This window comes from Mesorhizobium sp. B2-5-3 (genome assembly GCF_006441005.1).
In the GTDB taxonomy this organism is placed as follows: Bacteria; Pseudomonadota; Alphaproteobacteria; order Rhizobiales; family Rhizobiaceae; genus Mesorhizobium.
This window is the reverse complement of sequence record NZ_VFUS01000004.1, coordinates 116927-134408: the sequence shown is the minus strand read 5'-3', so window position 1 is coordinate 134408 and position 17482 is coordinate 116927. Positions and strand designations below refer to the sequence as shown.

Genomic DNA, 17482 nt, shown 5'->3' with positions numbered 1-17482 from the left:
GAAAAGCGCCTAGCGCTTTCCCTGGGGAATTGTATCAAAGAGGCGGTCCGACGTTTCCGTGGAACGATGAACCGCTCTTACAACCACGCTCTGTCCAGCACCAGAACAAGGAAGTTGCCATGCCGATCCCCGCCCCTTTTGTTTCTCAGCCAATGGCTATCGAGAAGGACTGGATCGATTATAACGGCCATCTCAACATGGCCTACTACAACGTCCTGTTCGACCGCTGTTCGGATGAAGCCTTCGAGGCGATGGGCATGGGGCTGGACTATGTCAAGAACCGTCGCCTCACCATCTACACCGCCGAAGTCCATGTCTGCTACGTGCAGGAACTGCATCTCGACCACAAGGTCACGGTCTCCTTCCAGCTCATCGACCATGACGAGAAGCGGCTGCGGTTCTACCAGGAAATCCGCCATGCCGACGGCTGGCTCGCCGCGACGTCCGAGCAGCTTGCACTGCATGTCGACATGTCCGGGCCCAAGGTAGCCCCCTTTTCCGCCGACGTGCTGGCCAAGATCGAAGCGATGCGCGCCGCTCACGCAGCCTTGCCGATGCCCGAACGCGCAGGCCGCTCGATCGGCATCAAACGCAAGACGGCTTGAACCCGCCCGGGGCCCGCGTTAACCTTACCGAGGTTTTAACGGGAACAAGCCGATTGGACCGTTGCGCGACTCAGCGGGCCGTTCGAAAACGATCCGCATCGAAGTAGCGACACGGGCGGCGGGGCATAGCCGATTCGGGGGACGTGCATGAAAACCGATATCAAAGTCGAGGTGGACAGGCTCGCCGCCGATCCGCGCATTACCGACTATGATTTCTGGCGCTCGCTGAAGAACGTCAACAACGAGATCTTCCACATCGCCAACAACAATGAGCCGATCCCCTTCGACATGATCCGCTGGCGCGTCATCCTTAAGCAGGCCCGCATGAAGCGCGGCCACGCCTGACGCTGCGGGTAGAGCGGCCACTTCCGTTGACGACATTCCAGGGGTTTGACCTCAACCCTGTCGCCTGATCGCCGCCAGCGGCGAGCGCGCCACCACCGGCGATGACTGGATGATGGCCGTGTTGGTCATCGCGTAGGGAATGATGCGGTCGATCACCCGTTCGAGTTCGGCCATTGAGCCGACATGCGCCAGCGCGATGAAACAGTCCTCGCCGGTTACCCGGTCGCATTGCGCGATCTCGGGCAGGTCGCGGATGATCTCGGCCACGACGGCGAGCTGCCCCGGCACCGGCCGGATGCGCAGCCATGCCGACAGGTTCAGGCCAAGCGCCGCCGGATTGATCCGCACGCAATAGGCTTCGATGACGCCGCTCTCCTGAAGCTGCTTGATGCGCTCGGACACGCTCGGCGCCGACAGGCCGACGGCGCGCGCCAGCTCGGCCGTGCTGGCGCGCGCATCTTTTTCCAGCAGGCGCAGTATCTTCAGATCGACCGCGTCGAGGTCGAGATTTTCGTTTCGAAGGCGCTTCATCAAAAACTCCTTGCATCCGGAAAGCGACCGAGGTCCCTGAACGACCACTGCCCATATCAGACGGAAAAAATACCTGCGATACTGATCCGATGAACGATCGGACGCAAGTCCAAACCTCGCCCACAGGTGCGGCCTTTACCAGCCTGCCGACATCGCTGCCGCCGCATGTCTGGTTCTGCGTCAGCGCCGTGTTCCACTATCTCGGCCCTGCCTTCGCCGTGCTTTTGTTTGCGCAGATCAGCGTGCTTGGCATGGCCTGGCTGCGCATCGCCACCGCCGCGTTGATCTTCGCGCCGCTGACGCGTCCGTGGCGAACCTTCGCCCAGGCCGATCGGTCGACACGGCTGCTGCTGCTCGCCTTCGGCGTCTGTCTGGCAGTGATGAACTGCTCCTTCTATCTGGCGCTCGACCGCCTGCCGATTTCGCTGGTGGCCGCGATCGAATTCGTCGGCACCATCGGCGTCGCGCTGGTCGGTCTCCGAAGCGCGCGCAATCTCGCTGCCCTTGCCGTCGCCGTGGCCGGCACCTTGCTGCTGATCGACGTCAAATGGTCCAGCGATCCTATCGGCCTGTTCTGGGCCTTCCTCAACGGCGCGCTGTTTGTGGGCTATATCGTGCTTGGCCACCGCGTCGCCGCTTCAGGCGCCGGCGGCGGCATTGCCGGGCTCGGCGCCGCGATGGCCGTGGCCTTCCTGGTCGTGCTGCCGATCGGCCTCACCGACGCGTTGCCCGCCTTTTTCTCCGCGCCGCTGCTGCTGGCGGCCATCGGCGTCGGCATCTGCTCCTCGGTCATCCCCTATATCTGCGACCAGCTCGCCATGACGCGGCTGCCGCGGTCGAGCTTCGCGCTGATGCTGTCGCTGCTGCCAGTCACCGCGACGCTGATCGGCATTCTCGTGCTGCGCCAGATCCCCGGCATCAGCGACTGCATCGGTATTGCGCTGGTGGTGGCCGGCGTCGCCTTGCATAGGCCTGCGAGCACGCAGTAGATCCTCCGCTAAGCCAGTTTCTCCTTCAGGAAGGCGACGGTCCGGCCCCAGGCGAGATCAGCCGCCTTCTTGTCATAGCGCGCTGCCGAAGTGTCATTGTTGAAGGCGTGATTGGCGCCTTCATAGACATAGACCGTGTATTCGACATGCGCGGCATCGAGTTCCTTCTTGAAGGCGTCGATGCCGGCATTGGTCCGTTCGTCCAATCCGGCATAGTGCAGCAGCAGCGCCGCCTTTATCTTGGAAACGTCCGCGGCCTTCGGCTGCATGCCGTAATAGGCGACACTTGCCGCCAGATCAGGCGCGTTCACGGCGAGCATGTTGGCCGTGCCGCCGCCCCAGCAGAAACCGACGACACCGACCTTGCCGTTGCCGTCCTTGTCGGCCTTGAGGAAAGCCACCGTCGCGACGCCATTGGCGACGGTCTGCGCCGGATCCAGCTTGGTGAACATGTCGCGCGCCTTGTCCTCGTCGGCGGGCGTGCCGCCGAGTGGCGATAGGAAATCCGGAGCGAGCGCCACGAACCCCTCCAGCGCCACGCGCCGGGCGACGTCGCGTATATGCGGGTTGAGCCCCCTGTTTTCGTGGATGACGATGACGGTGCCGAGCTTGCCCGCCTGGTCCGCCGGCTTGACAAGATAGCCCTTCATCTCGCCGCCGGCGCCAGGATAGGCGATTTCCTGGCCTTTCACGCGGGGATCGTTCTCGGCGACGATGGCCGCCTGGGCGGAGTTGGCAGCCAGCATCGGCGCGATCGCCGCGGCCGCCGCCCCGGATCCCGCAAGCCGGGTCAGTTGCTCCATGAAGCGGCGGCGATCGAGTGTCAGATGCGTGTATTCGTCATAGGCGTCGATCATCGCCTGGGTGATCCCAAGCTTTGCTGGTCTGGCGGCTGCTTTGGTCATGGCGCATTCCTCGGCTTCAGGCTTCAACACCGGAGCTAGATAGGGGCGCGGCTGGGCCGGTCCAGCCTGGATGAGCGCAGCGGCAAGCATCGGCCGCAGCCAGTGAAGCCGGCAACGCCGGCGCCCGCCCCATCACTTTTTGGTCATCGCCGATAAATCCTGCCGGCACTGCCACAATGGTAGGGGAAGCTGCGTGCTACCGATGCCCGTCCCATCCCGTCCCGACCAGAAGGAGCGCCGCCGATGACCATGCCGATCCTCACCAGCGCGTTCGTCCTTGCCCTGGCCGCCGCTCAGGCATTACGCTTCAGGCTTGCGGACGCAGGCAGGCGGTCGATGATCGAGCTTCGCATCGGCCGGGACCACCGCCCGGACCCGAAATTCCCAAATTTGAGGTGAGACCATGAACGTCCAGGATATTGTCAACACCGTCTCGCAAAAGGCGGGCCTCGACCAGGCAACGACCGAGAAAGTCGTCGGCACCATCTTCTCGGTGCTGGAGCACGAGGCGGAAGGCACCAACGTCTCGGGTTTCTTCGCCAAGATTCCCGGCGCCGACGATCTCGCCCGCCAATACGACGTCATGGCCGCCGGCGCGGCCGGCGGTGGTGGCCTGCTGTCCTCGTTGCAAGGCGCGCTGGGCGGTGTTCTCGGCGAAAAGGCCGGCGCACTGATCAACGGCGTCGCCGCGCTCAAGGCCTCCGGCCTCGATATGGCGCAGATCAGGCAGGCCGGCGCCGCGCTGATCCAACAGGCCGAAGCCGCCGCCGGGCCTGACCTCACCAATGAAGTGCTCGGCTCGGTGCCAAGCCTGAAGAGCCATCTCGGAATCAGCTAGGGCGCGATCCTGCGGGACCGAACCCGTTCCTTACTTCGGCAGTGCGTATGCCATTACATAATCGCCGGGCTTGGTGCCGACCGAGCCATGGCCGCCGGCGACGATGACCACGAACTGGCGCCCGTCAGCCACCGTGTAGGTCATCGGCGTCGATTGCCCGCCGGCTGGCAGGCGCGCCTGCCAGAGCTGCCTGCCTGAGGTCAGGTCGTAGGCGCGCAGGTAGTCGTCGACCGCGGCGCCGAGGAAAGCCACCCCGCCGGCGGTGATCATCGGCCCGCCAATGCCGGGCACGCCGACCTTCAGCGGCAAAGGCAGCGGCGTCATGTCATAGACCGTGCCGTTCCTGTGCTTGTAGACGATCTGTCCGGTCCTGAGGTCGGCTCCGGCGACATAGCCCCATGGCGGCGCCTGGCACGGAATGCCGAGCGGCGACAGGAACGGTCCCATCACCACCGCATAGGGAGCGCCGTCATTTCGGTTCAGCCCCTGCTCGCTGCCATTGGCGTCGCCTGGCGGCGGCACGTCCGCGCGGGGCACAAGCCTGGAGGTGAAGGCGAGATAGGTCGGCATGCCGAACAGCACCTGCCGGACCGGATCGACCGCCACGCCGCCCCAGTTGAAGACGCCGAAATTGCCGGGATAGACCAGCGTGCCCTGCAGCGATGGCGGCGTGTAGCGGCCCTCATAGCGCAGCCTGTGCAACGCAATCCGGCACGCCAGCTGGTCGAACATGGTGATGCCCCACATGTCGGCATCGGTCAGCGGCGGCGGATTGAAGGAAAGGTCCGACACCGGCTGCGTGGGCGATGTGTGGTCGCCTTCGATGGCGCCGCCGGGCGCCGGCACTTCCTTGACCGGGATGACCGGCTCGCCGGTGCGCCGGTCGAGCACGTAGAGGTCGCCCTGCTTGGTCGGCCCCACCAGCGCCGGCACGACCGTTCCGTCGGTCTTGGTGATGTCGACAAGGCTCGGCTGCGCCGGCACATCCATGTCCCAAAGGTCATGATGCAAGGTCTGGCGCACCCATTTCAATTGCCCCGTATTGAGGTCGAGCGCGGTGATCGAAGAGGAGAATTTCTCGACATTGGCGCTGCGGCCGGCGCCGAGCTGGTCCGGCGTCTGGTTGCCGAGCGGTATGTAGAGCAGGCCGAGCTTTTCGTCGGCACTCGGCGTCGACCACATGTTGGGCGAATTGGCGGTGTAGGTCTGGCCTGCCGCCAGCGGCGTGGTCTGGTCGGGATTGCCGGAATCCCAGTTCCAGATCAGCGCGCCCGTGGAGGCATCGAAGGCGCGGATGACGCCGGACGGCTCCTGCGTGGAATAATTGTCGTTGACCGCGCCGCCGACGATGATCTTGCCGCCCGATATCAGCGGCGCCGAGGTCGAATAGTAATAGCCGGACTTGGGATAAGGCATGCCGGTCAGAAGGTTCAGCGTGCCGCCTTCGGCAAAGGACGGACAGACCTGACCGTTGGCGGCGTCGAGCGCGATCAGCCGCGCGTCCGAAGTCGGCAGGTAGACACGCGCGGCGCAAGGCTGCCCGGCACCGATCTTGGCGTCGGCGTAGTAGGAGACGCCGCGGCAGGTCTGGTGCTGGCGGTCCTTGTCGAGCTTGACCTGGGGATCGTAGCGCCACTTCTCCTTGCCCGTGGCGGCGTCGATGGCGATGGCGAAATTGTGCGGCGTGCAGATGTAAAGCGTATCGGCGATCTTCAGCGGCGTCACCTGATAGGTGGTCTCGCCGACATCGTCGGGACCTTTCACGTCGCCGGTGCGATAAGTCCAGGCCGGCTGCAGGTTGGCGACGTTCTCCGGCGTGATCTGGTCGAGCGGCGAATAGCGCTGGCCATAGGGCGTACGGCCGTAGAAGTGCCATTCGCCGGCAGGTATGTCGCCGCCGAGATCGGCCGCCGGGGTCACCTTGTCGGTGTCGAGATTGCCGGCAATATCCTTGGGATCGGTCGTCATTGAATAGCCGGCGACCGCCAGCGACGCCAACACGGCGAGAATGAGCGGCGCGCGGCCATCGGGACCAACAAGGCCCCGCCTCGCCCACGGCGTCAGCAGCCACAACGCGACGAGCACGATGATGCCGCCGCGCGGCCCGAGTTCCCACCAGTCGAAGCCGATTTCCCAGACCGCCCAGGCAAGCGTGCCCAGCACGATCGCGGCGTAGAGCCAGAGCGCGGTGGATCTGCGCCGGTAGAGCAGCCATGCTGCGATGAGGAAGGCGATGCCTGATATGATGTAGTACCAGCTGCCTCCCAGTGAAGCCAACCAGATGCCGCCGGCGCCAAGCGCGAGGCCGATGAGGAAGAGGATGAGGGAGGTGATGGTGACAGCCAAGATGATACTCCTTCGACTGTTGCGCGCCTCGAGGCGGCCGTGGGCAACAGGATCCCCTCCCTGCCCTTTGCGCAGCTTTCCCTCACCCGCCCTGCCTGTCAAGCAGGCCGGAAACAATCAGGAGTGGAACAAAACGTAGACAGTTCTGGTCTTTCTCCACCGAATCACTACATTCGGGGGCGATGTCCGGCTTTTCCGAAGACATGCCCTTTTTCGATGAACCCGATGCGCGGCCCACCGCCCCGTCGGGCATCGCCGCGCGCGCCATGGCTGCCCGCAGCGGCCACAACAACGCGCCCGACTATCTCAAAGGGTTGAACCCCGAGCAGCGGCTGGCGGTGGAAACCACCGAAGGTCCCGTTCTGGTGCTGGCCGGCGCCGGCACCGGCAAGACGCGCGTCTTGACCACCCGCATCGCCCACATCCTGGCGACCGGAAAAGCCTTTCCCTCGCAGATCCTGGCCGTGACCTTCACCAACAAGGCCGCGCGCGAGATGAAGCAGCGCATAGGCATCCTGATCGGCGAAGGCAATGTCGAGGGCATGCCCTGGCTCGGCACCTTCCACTCGATCGGCGTCAAGCTCTTGCGCAGGCACGCCGAGCTTGCCGGGCTGAAATCCGACTTCACCATCCTCGACACCGACGACGTCGTGCGGCTGATCAAGCAATTGATCCAGGCCGAGGGCCTTGACGACAAGCGCTGGCCGGCCAAGCAGTTCGCGCAGATGATCGACGGCTGGAAGAACAAGGGGCAAGGCCCGGCCGATATCGCCGAGGGCGATGCGCGCAGTTTCGCCAACGGCAAGGGCCGCGAGCTCTACAAGGCCTATCAGGAGCGCCTGCAGACGCTGAACGCCTGCGATTTCGGCGATCTGCTCTGCCACCCTATCCGCATCTTCCGCGCCAATCCGGACGTGCTGAAGGAGTATCACAAGCGGTTCAGATATATCCTGGTCGACGAGTACCAGGACACCAACACCGCGCAATACATGTGGCTGCGGCTCCTGGCGCAGCGGCCAAATAGCGGGCGTAGCGCGACGTCTACGGATTTGCATTCGGCCGAAGGCCGCAAGCCCGACCGGGCGTCCGAGCCTTCGCGAGGCCCCTCCCGCGACGCCGAAGGCGCGCAGAAAAGAGGGGTCGGGCCCGCGCCGGCAGGCGCGGAACAGCCCGTGAGCGAAAACAAAGTAAACATCTGCTGCGTCGGCGACGACGACCAGTCGATCTATGGCTGGCGCGGCGCGGAGGTCGACAACATCCTGCGCTTCGACAAGGATTTTCCCGGCGCCACCATCATCCGGCTGGAGCGCAATTATCGTTCCACCGCGCATATCCTCGGCGCCGCTTCGCACCTCATCGCCCACAATGAAGGCCGCTTCGGCAAGACGCTGTTCACCGATCGCGACGATCCCGAGGACGGCAAGGTCAACGTCCACGCCGCCTGGGATTCCGAGGAGGAAGCGCGCGCTGTCGGCGAGACCATCGAGGCTTATCAGCGCCAGAAGCACAATCTCAACGACATGGCGATCCTGGTGCGGGCGTCCTTCCAGATGCGCGAGTTCGAGGACCGCTTCGTCACGCTCGGTCTCAACTACCGCGTCATTGGCGGCCCGCGCTTCTATGAGCGCATGGAGATCCGCGACGCGCTTGCCTTCTTCCGCGTCGTCGCGCAAGGCGCCGACGATCTCGCCTTCGAGCGCATCGTCAATGTGCCCAAGCGCGGCCTCGGCGAAACCACCATCCGCCAGATCCACGACACGGCCCGCGCGCTGCGCGTACCGATGTTGGAAGCCGCCCCCAAGCTCGCCGAGAGCGATGAATTGAAGCCCAAACCGCGCGCCGCATTGCGCGAGGTCGCGGCCAATTTCGAACGCTGGCAGAAGGCGCTGGAAACCACGCCGCACACCGAACTGGCCGAGACCATCCTGGAAGAGAGCGGCTACACCGACATGTGGAAGAACGACCGTTCGGTCGAAGCGCCCGGCCGGCTGGAGAACCTCAAGGAGCTGATCCGCTCCATGGAGGAGTATGAATCGCTGCGCTCCTTCCTCGAACATGTCGCTCTGGTCATGGACGCCGAGCAGAACGCCGAACTCGACGCCGTCAACATCATGACGCTGCATTCGGCCAAAGGCCTCGAATTCGAGACCGTTTTTCTCCCGGGCTGGGAGGAAGGCCTGTTCCCGCACCAGCGCGCGCTGGACGAAGGCGGCCGTTCCGGCCTGGAGGAGGAGCGCCGGCTGGCCTATGTCGGCGTCACCCGTGCCAAGAAGAACCTGCACATCTGGTTCGTCTCCAACCGCCGCATCCACGGCCTGTGGCAATCGACGATTCCCTCCCGCTTCCTCGATGAACTGCCTGAAACCCATGTCGAAGTCGCCGAAAGCGGCAACTCCTATGGCGGCTACGGCAATTCCTATGGCGGCGGCTCGTTCGCTTCCGGCCGGGGCGGCCAGGGGGCAGGAAGACAGAACCCCTATGGCGCCTCGCGCTTCGACAATGTCGGCGCCGAAAAATCCGGCGCCTTCTCCAACAGCTACGCCACGCCGGGCTGGCAGCGGGCGCAGCAGAACCGCACCGAAGCGACCGATCGCAACTGGGGCTCGCGCTCCGGCCACCAGGTCGAGCGCATCGGCTATGGCGAGACCGACAGCGGCTACGGCGCCGGCCGCACGAGCATCAAGGGCCGCACCATCGATGGCGAGTTGGTCGCCAAATCCGTCGCCGACACGCCGTCCCCCTTCAACGTCGGCGACCGCGTCTTCCACCAGAAATTCGGCAACGGCAACATCGCGGCCATCGAAGGCAACAAGCTGACCATCGACTTCGACAAGGCCGGCCAGAAACGCGTGCTGGATGGGTTTGTCGCGGCTGTGTGAGAAAAAATGGACACTCACTCGCGTAAGGAGCTGGTCAAAAATCCTGAGGTTTTCTTGTGAAAATCGAAGTAGATTTTGATGCTAATTATATTTGCGATTTCACAGCTAAAATTGATTGGAATCAATTCCAATAGCGTGGACGTCCGAAGTGAACGGAACTTTCGGTAGTCACCCGGGCCGGACCGCTCAATCCACCTTCTTCTCGCCCGCCTCGCCGGCCTTGACGATATCTCCCGTAGTGAACAGGATTTCCTTCAGTTCCGCGCGCCAGTCCTGCTTCTGACGCAGCAGGAATTCGAGGTCCATGCCGAAATGCTTGAACTCCTCGCCTTGCGCGTTCTTCATGATGGCGCGGGCCTGCGGGTCCTTCTCCACCGACATGCGCTGTTCATACCAGGAGATCGCTTCCGCTTCCTCGATCAGCGAGGTGATCATGCGGGCGAAGGTTCGCACCTCCTGCGACAATTCTTCGGGCGGTTCGTGGTACTGGTCGAAACCCATGTGGTCGTCCTCCCTCAATGGCTCGCAATGCGAGCAGGCGCTGGCCGTGCCATGAATGCATGAGAGGTGCAGCAGGTTCCGGATCGCACCCACAATTCAGGACGATGAAAGGAACAGGCTATCTCACGACACCGGCGCTGCCCCGCCCTGTTCGGTGCGACGCGCGATGAAATCATCGAGCACAGCCGACGTGGCAATGGCCGTCGCCGGCGGCTCGAAATCGGCGAGGATGCGCTTCCAGATACCGGTGGCGCGTTCGGTTGCGGTCTTGGAACCGGCCTGCGTCCAGTTGCCGAAATTCGACCAGTCGGCCACCAGCGGCTCGTAGAAGGCGGTGCGGTAGCGCGCCATGGTGTGACCTGCCGAGAAGAAATGGCCGCCGGGCTGCACTTCGGCGATCGCCTCGAAGCCGATGGCATCGTCGTCGCCGGGCGTGGCGGCGCACAGTTCAGCCACCGTCTGCAACGCCTCGATGTCGGTGACCAGCTTTTCGAAGGAAACGCTCAGGCCGCCCTCCAGCCAGCCGGCGGCATGGATGCACACGGTGGCGCCTGCCAGCACCGAGCCCCACAGCGCAAACTGCGTCTCATGCGCCGCCTGCGCATCGGAGATGTTGGCCGCGCTGCCGCCGCCCGAACGCCACGGCAGGCCGGTGAAGCGCGCCAGTTGGCCGGCTCCGAGCGTCGCCTTGACATGCTCCGGCGTGCCGAAGGCCGGCGCGCCCGATTTCATGTCGACATTGGAGGAGAAGGAGCCGTAGACGACAGGAGCGCCCGGCCGCACGATCTGCGCCAGCGTCAACCCGGCCAGCGCCTCGGCATGCTGCAGCGTCAGCGCGCCGGCCACCGTGATCGGGGCCATCGCACCCGCCAGGCAGAAGGGTGTGATGATCAGGACCTGGCCCGCCCTGGCGAAGTCGATGATGCCTTGCGCCATCGGGATGTCGAGCTGGCGCGGCGAATTGGTGTTGATGACGGTGTAGCAATGGGCGCCCGAGCGGAACTCGTCCTCGGACAGCCCGCGCGCCAACCTGATCATGTCGAAACTATCGTCGACCTGCGGGGTGCCGCGCGCGAAGATGAAGGGAAGCTTGTCCGACAGGGTCAGTTGCGCCCGGTTGACGGCGTAGTGGCGAAAACGGTTGTCGATGTCCTGCGGCTCGACGCAAGGTCCCAGCATGTGCAGCACGTCGAAATGCTGCACCAGCTTGATGAACTCCTCGAAGGCCGCCAGTGTGCCTGGTCGGCGGCCGCGTTCGAGGTCAGTGACGTTCGGCGCGCCGCACCCGGCCAGGAAGGTCATCGACCCGAGTTCCAGCGTCAGATCGCGGGAGCGGTCACCGGCATGGGTCTGGATCGATTTTGGCGCCGAGGCCAGTGCAGCCGCCACCATGTCGCGGCCGATCCGCACCATGTCGGTTTCGGGGTCGATCAGGGCGCCGGCGCGAGCGAGCAGGTCGCGCGCCTGCGGCAGCAGAACCTTGATGCCCAGCTCTTCCAGCACGCGCAGCGCCGTGTCGTGGATCGAGGCGACGTGGTCGTCCGAAAAGATTGGCTGCGGCAGGAACGGGTTCTTCAGCGAGCGGTAATTGGGCCGGCGGCTGCTCTCGCTGCCGGCCTCGCCGATGCGTCCTCGCCGGCGCTCGCGCCTGCCTTCGCGTGCCGCGTCATCGATCATCCGGAAACCTCCTCATTGCCGCATCGCCTTGCCCAAGGGATCGTAGGGCGAAGCCGGAATGACACGCGCCGGCCGCTCGGTGCCGACAATGTGCACGCAAAGCGCCGTTCCTTCCTCGGCAAAATCGCCATCCACCAACGCTAGCGCGACGCTCTTGCCGATCGTGTAGCCAAAGCCGCCGGAGGTGACGAAGCCGACGCGCCGAGCGCCGTGCCAGACCGGCTCGAAGCCGCTGGCGTCCGCGTCGATGGCATCGACTTCCAGCGTCACGATCCGTCGTGCAACACCGGCCTTGCGTTCCTCCAGCGCCGCCTCGCGGCCAATGAAATCGCCCTTGTCGAAAGCAATGAAGCGGTCGAGCCCTGTCTGGCCGGGCGTGTAGCCTTGCGTGGATTCACGCGACCAGATGCCGAAGCTCTTTTCCAGCCGAAGCGCGTTGAGTGCGTAATAGCCAATCTCGGCGAGGCCGAGATCCTCGCCGGCGGCAAGCAGCGTTTCGCGCAATGTGGCATGCATGGTGGCCGGGCAGTTGATCTCGAAGCCGAGTTCGCCGGCGATGGAGAGGCGAGCCATCCTTGCCCGCACCATGCCAATGTCGAATTCGCCGCATGCCATGAATGGCAATGCTTTGGGGGAGATGTCCTGGTGCGTCGTGCGCTCGACGATCTTTCTGGCATTGGGGCCGGTGACCAGAAAGCCCGACATCGCATCTGAAATATCGGTGACGCAAACGCCTTCAGCCATATGCGCTTCGAACCAGCGCATGTGGAATTCGCGCAGATAGTAGGAGCCCATCAGCCAGTAGTCGCCATTGCCCCAGTTGAAGACGGTGAGATCGCCCTTCAGCCGCCCGTCCGGCCCGAGCATCGGCGCCAGCCTGGCCTGTCCCGCCTTCGGCAGCCTGCAGGCCAGCAGCCTGTCGAGCCAGGCCTCCGCGCCCGGTCCCGTGATCGCGTAGCGCGCATAGGCCGAGATATCGATGAGGCCGGCGGCGCGCCGGACTTGCAGCGCCTCGTCACCGACGATGTCGAAGGCGTTGGAGCGCCTGAGCGTCGTCTCCTCGCGGAATCCCATCGGCGCGAAATAGGCGGGGATTTCCAGCCCCCAGGAAGCCGTCCATTCGCAGCCCGCCGCACTCATGCCGTCATAGGCGCCGGGGCGTTTCAGCGGCCGGCCCGCAGGCAGCCGTTCGTTGGGAAAGGTCATGACGAAACGACGAGAATAAAACTGTCGCGTCGTCTGCCTGAGATATTCCCGGTTTGCGGCGAAGGCGCCGTAGCGGGCGATGTCCATGCCGAAAATGTCGGCCTGCGGCTCGCCGTAAATCATCCACTCGGCCAGCGACTTGCCGACGCCGCCGCCCTGGCTGAAGCCGGCCATGACGCCGCAGGCGACCCAGTAATTCTTCAGGCCGCGGACCGGCCCGACGATCGGATTGCCGTCCGGGGTGAAGGTGAAGGCGCCGTTGACCCATTTGCGGATGCCTGCCGTCGCCAGGCAAGGGAAGCGCTCATGCGCCTTGGCAAGTTCCGGGCCGATGCGGTCGATGTCTTCGGGGATGAGCTCGATGCCGTAATCCCACGGCGCGCCGTCCATGTTCCAGTGCTTCGGGTTCTGCTCGTAGACGCCGAGCAGCACGCCCTTGCGCTCCTGCCGCAGATAGGAAAAGCCGTCGAGATCGACGGCCAGGCCGATCTCCTTGTCGAGGGCAGCGACTTCCGGAATGTCCTCGGTGACGAAATAATGGTGCTCCATCGGCGTCACCGGCAGTTCAACCCCGGCCATGCGGCCGAGTTGCTTGGCCCACAACCCGCCGGCATTCACGACATGCTCGGCGGTGATGGTGCGTTGCTCTGTGACGACATCCCAATGGCCGTCGGCGCGCGCCTTCAGCTCGACCACGCGGTTGCGCAGGATCACGTCGGCGCCGCGCTTCTTGGCGGCACCGACATACGCATGCGTCGTGCCGTAAGGGTCGAGATGGCCCTCGTTGGAATCGTAGAGGCCGCCAAGCACGCCGGTGACGTCGACGATCGGGCAGATCGCCTTGATCTCGTCAGGCGTCACCAGCCGGGCGGTCTCGATGCCGACCGACTGGAATACCGCCCAGGCCGATTTCAGCCACTCCCAGCGCGCCGGATCGCTGGCGATGTTGACGCCGCCGGTCATGTGCAGGCCGACGTCCTGGCCGGATTCGGCCTCGATCTCTCGGTAAAGGTTGATGGTGTAATCCTGCAGCGCGGCGACATTGGGGTCGGCATTGAGCGCGTGGAACCCCGCCGCCGCATGCCAAGTCGACCCCGCCGTCAGTTCGGCGCGCTCGATCAGCGCCACATCCGACCAGCCGAACCGCGCCAGGTGATAGAGCACCGAAGCGCCCACCACTCCTCCCCCGATGACGACTGCGCGGTAGTGAGACTTCAAGGCTTCCCTCCCCGGACTGTCCGAAACCGGCACCATATACGTACTGTACATAAGTGTCTAGTACTGCGAACAGCTCCTGGACGCTGTCGAACCTGTGTTGGAACGATCGATTTTCCGGCGCGGCCGCACTTCCCCAGCAGCGTCGCGGCGGGCCGACGCGAATGCGTCACCAACTGTCATGCAAGCATCATGTTCGCGCCTTAGACCGCTTGCCGAGGGCACAAGCGGCCCTCCAGGGCGGCAGCCTCGCCGCCGCCAGGCAACCTCAGAATTCCGCCGTCCCGGCGCTTTGTCATCAAGGGGATATCCATGACGCATCTACGCTCATTCTCGTTGCGGCTGCTGGTCGCCGCGCTGGCGGCCTCGGCCGTTTCGCTGCCCGCCTTCGCCGACAGCTCGGCCAGCGTCGGCGGCGCCAGTTTCGTCAACAAGGGGCTGGTGGGGGTTGGCCGCATCCCGGCCGGCCAGCGCGACAGGTTCGGCGAGACCTTCGGCTCCGGCTCCGGCATGTCGATCGACACCGCGGGCTGGACGCATGATGCCGGCACCTACAGAGGCTCGCTGTGGCTGCTGCCCGACCGCGGTTATAACGTCGTCGGTACCACCGACTACCGGCCGCGCCTCAACACGATCAACATCGAGTTCGCCCCGGTGGCGCCAGGTGCCGCGCCCGCGGCCGGCCAGGAGCAGACCGGCGTCAAGGCGACGCTCGCCGACACCATGCTCCTGACCGACGACAAGGGCGCCGACGCCAGCGGTCTCGACCCGCTGAACGGCGTGCGTCCCGCCGCCGGCGACATGCCTGTCCTGCCGCAGGCCGACAATGGCAAGCTCGCGCTCGACAACGAGGCGATCGTGCGGCTGCCCGACGGCACCATGCTCGTTTCCGACGAATACGGTCCCGACATCTACCGCTTCTCCGCCGACGGCCGTCTGATGTCGGCGACCCAGCCTCCGGCCGCGCTCGTGCCGATGCGCCACGGCACGGCCAATTTTGCTTCCGACAATCCGGGCCCAGGTGCTGCCGAACCCGACCCAAAGGATCCCGAAACCGGCCGCCAGAACAATCAGGGCCTCGAAGGCATGGCAATGACGCCGGACGGCAAGTTCGTGATCGCGGTCTTGCAGTCGGCGACCCGGCAGGACGGCGGCGATTCGGCCTCGACGCGCCAGAACACCAGGGCGCTGATCTATGACGCCTCCGATCTTGCCCATCTCAAGCTGGCACATGAATATGTCGTGCCGCTGCCGGTGTTCAAGGACGCCAAGGGCAAGACCAAGGTGGCTGCGCAAAGCGAGATCGTGGCGCTGTCGGACACGGCTTTCCTGATGCTGGCGCGCGACAGCGGCAATGGCCAGGGCCTGAAGGGCGAAGAGTCGCTGTATCGCAAGATCGACATTGTCGACCTTTCCGGCGCGACCGACATCGCCGGCGGTCCCTTCGATGCCGCCGACAAGCCGGTGGCGCCCAAGGGCGTGCTCGATCCGTCGGTGACGCCGGCAAGGCTGACGCCGTTCATCGACATCAACGACAAGGCCGAGCTTGCCCGCTTCGGCCTGCACAATGGCGCGCCCAATGACAAGGACAACCTCTCGGAAAAGTGGGAAGCGATGTCGCTGGCGAGCGTGCTCGATCCGAAGCTGCCCGACGACTATTTCCTGTTCGTCGCCAACGACAACGATTTCCTCGCCCAGGACGGTTTCCAGGTCGGCGCGCCCTACAAGGCCGAGGACGGCGCCGATGTCGACACCATGTTCCTTGTCTTTCAGGTCACGCTTCCCGGCCTCGCCAGGAAGTAAGCATCTTGCAGGAGGCGCCGCCTGGCGCCTCCTGCCCGACAAGCTTGATCGGATGCACGACGGCGTGCCTTGCCCGCCGTCGCTCCTTTCGCAAGGGTGCATCCCGGTCGGGCCTGCGGTATCCTGCGTGCCGGACTCAAAAGAACCAGCTTTGCCGGATTGCCCGCCATGGATGAAAAGATGCCCGCGCGCCGGCGCACCGGTGACCTGACCAGCGGCCCCATTCCGCGCACGCTCCTGCTGTTCGCCCTGCCGGTGCTCGGCTCCAACGTGCTGCAATCGCTCAACGGCTCTGTAAACGCCGTCTGGGTCGGCCGCTTCCTCGGCGAATCCGCGCTCACCGCCACCTCCAATGCCAATCTGGTGCTGTTCCTCATCCTCGGCACCGTGTTCGGCATTGGCATGGCGGCCACCATACTGGTGGCGCAATCGGTCGGCGCCCGCGACCTGCCCGAGGCGCGCCGCATCGTCGGCACCAGCGCCACCTTCTTCTTCTTCGTCTCGGTGCTGTTCGCCGTCTGCGGCTGGATTTGGGTGGACGCCATTCTGGGCGCGCTCGGCACACCGCCCGACGCCTTGCCGCTGGCGCGCTCCTATTTGCGCATCATCTTCGTCGCCGTGCCGATGATGAACCTTCTGTCCTTTGTCATGACGGTGCTGCGCGGCGCCGGCGATTCGCGCACGCCGTTCTGTTTTATGGCGCTCGCCGTCGTGCTCGACATCATCTTGAACCCACTGCTCATCCGCGGCATCGGGCCGTTTCCAGAGCTCGGCATCGCCGGCTCGGCGACCTCGACGCTTGTGGGCCAGACGGTGAGCGTCATTGCCATCCTGATCGTGCTCTATGTCCGTAAGCATCCGCTGCGTCTGGCCGGCGCCAATCTGGCGCTGCTGCGGCCGGACCCCGCCTTGCTGCGCTTCGTCGTCTTCAAGGGCGTTCCGATGGGTTTGCAGATGATCGTGATTTCGGCCGCGGCCCTGACGGTGATGGGCATCGTCAATTCCTACGGTTCGCAGGTGGCCGCCGCCTACGGCATCGCCGCGCAGTTATGGACCTACATCCAGATGCCCGCGCTCGCCATCGGCGCGGCCGTGTCCTCGATGGCGGCGCAGAACGTCGGCGCCGGACGCTGGGACCGCATCAGCCGCATCGCAGCGTCAGGCGTCGGCTTCAACCTGGTGCTGACCGGTGCTCTCGTGGCACTTCTATGGGTCTTCGATCGCTCGATCCTCAGCCTGTTCCTGAGCCGCGACAGCGCGGCGATAGACATCGCCGCTCACATCAACAACGTCGCGTCCTGGTCGTTCATCCTGTTCGGCGTCACCATCGTGCTGTTCGCCACCGTGCGCGCCACGGGCGCCGTGATGCCGCCGCTGGTCATCCTGGTGATCTCGGTGCTGGTCGTGCGCACCGGCTTTGCCTATTTCATGCGGGATGTGATCGGCGAGGAAGCGCTGTGGTGGAGTTTCCCGGCCGGCTCGATCACCTCCCTGCTGCTGGCCGCGGCCTACTACCGTCTCGGCGGCTGGCGCACCCTGCACATGATCGAGAACCGGCCGGCCGCCGGCGAGCCGCCCGACACCGGGCTCGGCGTGCCGCGCCAGCGCGCGCATTTTTCCCCAGAGACGCCGAACGGCTGAA

14 protein-coding genes are annotated in these 17482 nt (G+C 64.8%); 8 read left to right on the top strand and 6 right to left on the bottom strand.

Going from position 1 to position 17482, the window contains the following annotated elements; all coding sequences use genetic code 11:
- The first annotated feature begins 119 nt into the window (after positions 1-119).
- Both FJ867_RS10935 and FJ867_RS10930 read left to right on the top strand, forming a co-directional pair.
- Positions 120-605: a thioesterase family protein gene (locus FJ867_RS10935; RefSeq protein WP_140817370.1), complete on the top strand. Its 486-nt coding sequence runs from the start codon at positions 120-122 to the stop codon at positions 603-605.
- Positions 606-752: 147 nt separating this feature from the next.
- A complete protein-coding gene (locus tag FJ867_RS10930) occupies positions 753-950 on the top strand; it encodes a hypothetical protein (protein ID WP_140495286.1) in 198 nt (65 codons plus the stop codon).
- A gap of 51 nt (positions 951-1001) precedes the next feature.
- On the opposite strand, the gene FJ867_RS10925 is transcribed toward FJ867_RS10930, so the two are convergent.
- Positions 1002-1481, bottom strand: coding sequence for an Lrp/AsnC family transcriptional regulator (locus FJ867_RS10925; protein WP_140495284.1), 480 nt, complete (start codon positions 1479-1481; stop codon positions 1002-1004).
- A gap of 89 nt (positions 1482-1570) precedes the next feature.
- Between FJ867_RS10925 and FJ867_RS10920 the strand changes: the two genes are divergently transcribed.
- Positions 1571-2470: a DMT family transporter gene (locus tag FJ867_RS10920; protein WP_140685495.1), complete on the top strand. Its 900-nt coding sequence runs from the start codon at positions 1571-1573 to the stop codon at positions 2468-2470.
- A gap of 8 nt (positions 2471-2478) precedes the next feature.
- Here the strand turns inward: FJ867_RS10920 and FJ867_RS10915 are convergent, their stop codons facing one another.
- Positions 2479-3375: a dienelactone hydrolase family protein gene (locus FJ867_RS10915; protein WP_140559539.1), complete on the bottom strand. Its 897-nt coding sequence runs from the start codon at positions 3373-3375 to the stop codon at positions 2479-2481.
- A gap of 243 nt (positions 3376-3618) precedes the next feature.
- Here FJ867_RS10915 and FJ867_RS28725 point away from each other — a divergent pair, with 243 nt between their 5' ends.
- Both FJ867_RS28725 and FJ867_RS10910 read left to right on the top strand, forming a co-directional pair.
- Positions 3619-3774 (top strand): hypothetical protein, encoded by a 156-nt coding sequence (locus FJ867_RS28725; protein WP_181168351.1) that lies wholly within the window; start codon positions 3619-3621, stop codon positions 3772-3774.
- 4 nt (positions 3775-3778) lie between these two features.
- A complete protein-coding gene (locus FJ867_RS10910; RefSeq protein ID WP_140664700.1) occupies positions 3779-4213 on the top strand; it encodes a hypothetical protein in 435 nt (144 codons plus the stop codon).
- Between the two features lie 30 nt (positions 4214-4243).
- Here FJ867_RS10910 and FJ867_RS10905 read toward each other — a convergent pair whose 3' ends face one another.
- Positions 4244-6559, bottom strand: coding sequence for a glucose/quinate/shikimate family membrane-bound PQQ-dependent dehydrogenase (locus FJ867_RS10905; protein ID WP_140817368.1), 2316 nt, complete (start codon positions 6557-6559; stop codon positions 4244-4246).
- A 182-nt stretch (positions 6560-6741) separates the two neighbouring features.
- On the opposite strand from FJ867_RS10905, the gene FJ867_RS10900 reads away from it, so the two are divergent.
- Positions 6742-9438, top strand: a complete 2697-nt coding sequence (locus tag FJ867_RS10900) for a UvrD-helicase domain-containing protein (protein WP_140817366.1) — start codon at positions 6742-6744, stop codon at positions 9436-9438.
- A gap of 186 nt (positions 9439-9624) precedes the next feature.
- Here FJ867_RS10900 and FJ867_RS10895 read toward each other — a convergent pair whose 3' ends face one another.
- The 3 genes from FJ867_RS10895 to FJ867_RS10885 form a co-directional block, all read right to left on the bottom strand.
- A complete protein-coding gene (locus FJ867_RS10895; RefSeq protein WP_140495272.1) occupies positions 9625-9939 on the bottom strand; it encodes a hypothetical protein in 315 nt (104 codons plus the stop codon).
- Between the two features lie 123 nt (positions 9940-10062).
- Positions 10063-11616 (bottom strand): trimethylamine methyltransferase family protein, encoded by a 1554-nt coding sequence (locus FJ867_RS10890; RefSeq protein WP_140648716.1) that lies wholly within the window; start codon positions 11614-11616, stop codon positions 10063-10065.
- A 12-nt stretch (positions 11617-11628) separates the two neighbouring features.
- Complete coding sequence (locus FJ867_RS10885; RefSeq protein WP_140623143.1) at positions 11629-14040, bottom strand: FAD-dependent oxidoreductase; 2412 nt, start codon at positions 14038-14040, stop codon at positions 11629-11631.
- A 309-nt stretch (positions 14041-14349) separates the two neighbouring features.
- On the opposite strand from FJ867_RS10885, the gene FJ867_RS10880 reads away from it, so the two are divergent.
- A complete protein-coding gene (locus tag FJ867_RS10880; RefSeq protein ID WP_140516565.1) occupies positions 14350-15840 on the top strand; it encodes an esterase-like activity of phytase family protein in 1491 nt (496 codons plus the stop codon).
- A 168-nt stretch (positions 15841-16008) separates the two neighbouring features.
- Positions 16009-17481 carry an MATE family efflux transporter gene (locus FJ867_RS10875; RefSeq protein WP_140817365.1) on the top strand — a complete coding sequence of 491 codons (1473 nt, stop codon included), beginning with the start codon at positions 16009-16011 and terminating at the stop codon, positions 17479-17481.
- Position 17482 lies beyond the last annotated feature (1 nt).